This is a genomic window from Kitasatospora sp. NPDC058965, from assembly GCF_042741245.1.
In the GTDB taxonomy this organism is placed as follows: domain Bacteria; phylum Actinomycetota; class Actinomycetes; order Streptomycetales; family Streptomycetaceae; genus Kitasatospora.
On record NZ_JBHYKG010000465.1, the window covers coordinates 1 to 4875 of the forward strand.

A 4875-nucleotide genomic window follows, 5' to 3' on the forward strand; every position below is an offset into this window, starting at 1 on the left:
GTCTCCAAGCGGTGCGGCGGGGCCCCGGTGCGTCAGGCGCTGCGGGTCAGCGCTTGTCGAGCTCCACGTAGTCGCGGATCGCGGTGCCCGTGTAGATCTGCCGCGGACGGCCGATCCGGCTGGTCGGGTCGTTGATCATCTCGTGCCAGTGGGCGATCCAGCCCGGCAGCCGGCCCAGCGCGAACAGCACGGTGAACATGCTGGTCGGGAAGCCCATCGCGCGGTAGATCAGGCCGGTGTAGAAGTCGACGTTCGGGTACAGCTTGCGGGAGACGAAGAAGTCGTCGCTGAGCGCGTGCTCCTCCAGCTTGAGCGCGATCTCCAGCAGCTCGTCCGACTTGCCGAGCTGGCCCAGCACCTCGTGCGCCAGACCCTTGACCAGCGCGGCGCGCGGGTCGAAGGCCTTGTACACGCGGTGGCCGAAGCCCATCAGCTTGACGCCGTCCTCGCGGTTCTTCACCTTGCGGATGAAGGCGTCGACGTCGCCGCCGTCCTTCTTGATCTGCTCCAGCATCTCCAGGACGGCCTGGTTGGCGCCGCCGTGCAGCGGGCCCCACAGGGCCGAGATGCCGGCCGAGATCGAGGCGAACAGGTTGGCGTGGCTGGAGCCGACCAGGCGCACGGTGGAGGTGGAGCAGTTCTGCTCGTGGTCCGCGTGCAGGATGAGCAGCTTGTCCAGGGCGTTGACCACGACCGGGTTGAGCTCGTAGTCCTCGGCCGGGACCGCGAAGGTCATCCGGAGGAAGTTCTCGACGTAGCTCAGGTCGTTGCGCGGGTAGACGAAGGGCTGGCCCATCGCCTTCTTGTACGCGTAGGCCGCGATGGTCGGCAGCTTGGCCAGCAGGCGCACGGTCGACAGGTGGCGCTGGTCCGCGTCGAACGGGTTGTGGCTGTCCTGGTAGAAGGTGGACAGCGCGCCCACCACCGAGGAGAGCATGGCCATCGGGTGCGCGTCCCGGGGGAAGCCCTGGTAGAAGCGCTTGACGTCCTCGTGCAGCAGGGTGTGCTGGGTGATCTCGCTGTTGAACCCCGCCAGCTGGTCGGCGGTGGGGAGCTCACCGTTGATCAGGAGGTACGCGGTCTCGATGAAGCTGCCCTGTCCGGCCAGCTGCTCGATCGGGTAGCCGCGGTAGCGGAGGATGCCGTTGTCACCATCGACGAAGGTGATCGCGGACTTGTAGGCAGCCGTGTTGCCGAAGCCGTTGTCCAGGGTGACCAGGCCGGTCTGCGGGAGCAGCTTCGAGATGTCGAAGCCGGCGTTGCCCGCAGTGCTCTCGACGACGGGGTACTCGTACTCGCCGTCCTGGTACCGCAGTACTACCGAGTTGTCGCTCACGTCTTCCTCACCGACGAAATGAAAATCCTCTTCCGAGCCCTGACTCGTCCCACCCTCCCCCATGCGAAGGACGGCCGCGTACCCGGGGTGGCCCAAAAGGGCCTGTGCCAATGGATGACACTGCCAAAAGCCACTGCCCCGTCCGGTGCGAACCGGACAAGATCACAGGACTAGGCTGGTCCATCAATTTCTTCACGTCAAGATACCCCCGCCGAGGCGATGGTCGAGAGCCGAGTGCCGCCGCCCCGCGCTCACGGTCCGCACCGCCTGCCCGATCGCCTTGCGCGAGCCCACCAGCACGACCAGCTTCTTGGCCCGGGTCACCGCGGTGTAGAGCAGGTTGCGCTGCAGCATGGTCCAGGCCGAGGTGGTGACCGGAATCACCACCGCCGGGTACTCGCTGCCCTGGGACCGGTGGATGGTCACCGCGTACGCGTGCTGCAACTCGTCCAACTCGTCGAAGTCGTAGGCGACCTCCTCGTCCTCGTCGGTGAGCACGGTGAGGCGCTGGTCGTCCGGGCTGAGTGCGGTGACCACGCCGACCGTGCCGTTGAAGACGCCGTTGCGGCCCTTGTCGTAGTTGTTGCGGATCTGGGTCACCTTGTCCCCGATCCGGAAGGTGCGCCCACCGAACCGCTTCTCCGCCAGCCCCTCCCGGCCCGGGGTCACCGCGGCCTGCAGCAGCGTGTTGAGGTTGCCCGCCCCGGCCGGGCCGCGGTGCATCGGGGCCAGCACCTGCACGTCCCGGCGGGCGTCCAGCCGGAACTTCTGCGGGATCCGCCGGGCCACCACGTCCACCACCAGGCCCGCGGCGCGCTCGGTGTCGTCCTCGACGAAGAGGAAGAAGTCCGGCATGCCCTCGGTCAGCGGCGGCAGCCCCTCGTTGATCCGGTGCGCGTTGACCACCACCCCGGACTGCTGGGCCTGCCGGAAGATCCGGGTCAGCCGCACCGAGGGGATCGGGCTGCCGTCGGCCAGCAGGTCGCGCAGCACCTCGCCGGCGCCCACCGAGGGCAACTGGTCCACGTCCCCCACGAAGAGCAGGTGGGCCCCCGGCGCCACCGCCTTGACCAGCTTGTTGGCCAGGATCAGGTCGAGCATCGAGGCCTCGTCCACCACCACCAGGTCGGCGTCCAGCGGACGGTCCCGGTCGTAGGCCGCGTCGCCGCCCGGGCGCAGCTCCAGGAGCCGGTGCACGGTCGCCGCCTGATGCCCGGTCAGCTCCGCCAGCCGCTTGGCCGCCCGGCCGGTCGGGGCGGCCAGCAGCACCTTGGCCCGCTTCGCCAGCGCCAGCGTCACGATCGACTTGACCGTGAAGGACTTGCCGCAGCCCGGCCCGCCGGTCAGCACCGCGACCTTCTCGGTCAGCGCCAGCCGGACGGACTGCTCCTGCTCGGGCGCCAGCTCGGCCCCGGTCCGCTCGGCCAGCCAGCCGAGCGCCTTGGTCCAGTCGACGTCGGCGAAGCCGGGCATCCGGTCGGTCTCGGACCGCAGCAGCCGGCGCAGCTGATTGGCCAGCGAGACCTCGGCCCGGTGGAACGGAACCAGGTAGACCGCAGTGACCGGCTCGCCGCCGGGCCCGTCCGGGCTGGGCAGCGCCTCGCGCACCACGCCCTCCTCGGCGACCAGCGCGGCCAGGCTCTCGATCACCAGGCCCACGTCGACCTGGAGGAGCTTCACCCCGTCGGCGATCAGCCGCTCCTCGGGCAGGTAGCAGTGGCCCTGGTCGCTGCTCTGCGAGAGCGCGTACTGCAGGCCCGCCTTCACCCGCTCCGGGCTGTCGTGCGGGATCCCCACCGCCTGGGCGATCCGGTCCGCCGTCAGGAAGCCGATCCCCCAGACGTCCGCGGCCAGCCGGTACGGCTCGTTCTTCACCACGCCGATGGAGGCGTCCTGGTACTTCTTGTAGATCCGCACGGCCAGCGAGGTGGAGACCCCCACGCCCTGCAGGAAGACCATCACCTCCTTGATCGCCTTCTGCTCCTCCCAGGCCGCGGCGATCATCGTGGTCCGCTTCGGCCCGAGCCCCGGCACCTCGACCAGCCGGGACGGCTCCTCCTCGATCACCGTCAGCGTGTCGATCCCGAAGTGGGCCACGATCCGCTCGGCGAACCGCGGCCCGATCCCCTTGATCAGCCCCGAGCCCAGGTAGCGCTGGATGCCCTGCACGGTCGCGGGCAGCACCGTGGTGTAGTTCTCCACCACGAACTGCCGCCCGTACTGCGGGTGCGACCCCCAGTGCCCGTGCAGCCGCAGCGACTCGCCCACCTGGGCACCGAGCAGCGCGCCCACCACGGTCAGCAGGTCGGCGGCGCCCCGGCCGGTGTCGACCCGCGCGACGGTGTAGCCGGTCTCCTCGTTGGCATAGGTGATCCGCTCCAGCACCCCCTCCACCTGGGCCAACTGCCGCGGCACCGCCGCCTGGCCCGCCCGCTGGACCTGCTGCCCGCTCATCCGGGCCCCCTTCGACGGTTCGCCTTGCGTGATGAACCGTACCCCTCCGTGCCGACACGGCGGACCGCGATTGTCACCGCCCTGCCCAAGGCTGACGATGACAAGGGGACCCCCTTCGACGGAAGCGGACGACACCATGCTGACCACTGAGTTCACACCCGGCGCCCCGAACTGGATCGACCTCGGCAGCCCGGATCCCGACGCCGCGCAGGCCTTCTACGGCGGCCTGTTCGGCTGGACCTTCGAGTCGGCCGGCCCCGAGGCCGGCGGTTACGGATTCTTCCGCCGGGGTGGGGACACGGTCGCCGCGCTCGGCCCGCTGACCGAGGAGGGCGCCGCCTCGGCCTGGACCGTCTACTTCCGCACCGAGGACGCCGACCGGACCGCCGAGGTGGTCGGCCAGGCCGGCGGAACGGTCCGCTTCGGGCCCTTCGACGTCTTCGAGGCGGGCCGGACGGCGGGCTTCACCGATCCGGCCGGCGCCCGGTTCGCAGTCTGGCAGCCGGGCACCACGGTGGGGTTGGACGCGGTCACCTCGGTCGGCACGCTCTGCTGGACCGAGCTGCACACCAGTGACCCCGAGGGCGCCAAGCCGTTCTACCGCGCGGTCTTCGACTGGTTCGAGCAGGACGTGCCGTTCGGCGACTTCACCTACACCGTGATCACCCCCGCCGATGGCGGCACCGACGCCAGCCAGGGCGGCATCGTGACCCTGGTGGAGGAGGACCGGGCGGCCGGGTCCCCGCCGTTCTGGTTGCCCTACTTCGAGGTCGCCGACGTGGACGCCACGGTGGCCCGGGCCGCGGACCTCGGCGGTCGACGCCGCGGCGAACCGGTGGACGCCCCCGGCGTCGGCCGCTTCGTCCAGCTCGCCGACCCGCACGGCGCCGTCTTCGCGGTGATCGCCAGCGAACAGCCCACCGAGTCGCAGGGCCAGTGACCGCCGCTGGCCGGCACAACGCGAAGAAGCCCCCACCGAATATCGGTGGGGGCTTCTCCTGAATGATTGTTCGGCGGCGTCCTACTCTCCCACAGGGTCCCCCCTGCAGTACCATCGGCGCTGTAAGGCTTAGCTTCCGGGTTCG

At 70.1% G+C, this 4875-nt stretch carries 3 protein-coding genes and 1 rRNA gene; 1 reads left to right on the plus strand and 3 read right to left on the minus strand.

Annotation, left to right across the window (positions count from 1 at the left end; genetic code table 11):
• Nucleotides 1-46: 46 nt before the first annotated feature.
• Together ACFW1A_RS38535 and ACFW1A_RS38540 are read right to left on the minus strand one after the other, a co-directional pair.
• On the minus strand, nucleotides 47-1336 hold the full coding sequence (locus ACFW1A_RS38535) for a citrate synthase (protein ID WP_380417990.1): 1290 nt from the start codon (nucleotides 1334-1336) through the stop codon (nucleotides 47-49).
• Between the two features lie 192 nt (nucleotides 1337-1528).
• A complete protein-coding gene (locus ACFW1A_RS38540) occupies nucleotides 1529-3790 on the minus strand; it encodes an ATP-dependent RecD-like DNA helicase (RefSeq protein WP_380417993.1) in 2262 nt (753 codons plus the stop codon).
• Between the two features lie 136 nt (nucleotides 3791-3926).
• Between ACFW1A_RS38540 and ACFW1A_RS38545 the strand changes: the two genes are divergently transcribed.
• The gene (locus ACFW1A_RS38545; protein WP_380417995.1) at nucleotides 3927-4730 is read left to right on the plus strand and encodes a VOC family protein; all 804 of its coding nucleotides are present in this window, start codon (nucleotides 3927-3929) and stop codon (nucleotides 4728-4730) included.
• A 68-nt stretch (nucleotides 4731-4798) separates the two neighbouring features.
• On the opposite strand, the gene rrf is transcribed toward ACFW1A_RS38545, so the two are convergent.
• A 5S ribosomal RNA gene (gene rrf / locus ACFW1A_RS38550) occupies nucleotides 4799-4875 on the minus strand; the annotation flags it as partial.